Source organism: Bittarella massiliensis (ex Durand et al. 2017) (genome assembly GCF_017566145.1).
Taxonomy (GTDB): domain Bacteria; phylum Bacillota; class Clostridia; order Oscillospirales; family Ruminococcaceae; genus Bittarella; species Bittarella massiliensis_A.
This window is the reverse complement of record NZ_JABFCL010000090.1, coordinates 1-278: the sequence shown is the minus strand read 5'-3', so window position 1 is coordinate 278 and position 278 is coordinate 1. Positions and strand designations below refer to the sequence as shown.

Annotated in this window: 1 pseudogene; it reads right to left on the bottom strand. The window is 51.8% G+C overall.

Annotated elements, in window-relative coordinates:
• Positions 1–278: pseudogene (locus HJY11_RS13575) on the bottom strand (cobyrinic acid a,c-diamide synthase); the annotation flags it as partial.

Below are 278 nucleotides of genomic sequence, written 5' to 3'. Positions count from 1 at the left end.
AGAAATCCAGTCATGGGGTAGAAGTTTCCGTCCTCTGCTTCCAGCTCCTCTTTCAGATAGAGAAACCCGCCGCACTCGGCAAGACATGGCATCCCAGCCGCCAGACTCTTGAAAATATCCTGACGGATCCCTTTGTTTTTTGCCAACTCTTCTGCGTAGAGCTCCGGATATCCTCCTGACAGCAAGATCCCTTCCGTCCCGTCCGGAAGAGCCATGTCGTGAATCGGAGAAAAATACAGGATCTCACACCCAAGTTCCCGCAGAAGTTCCAGATTGTC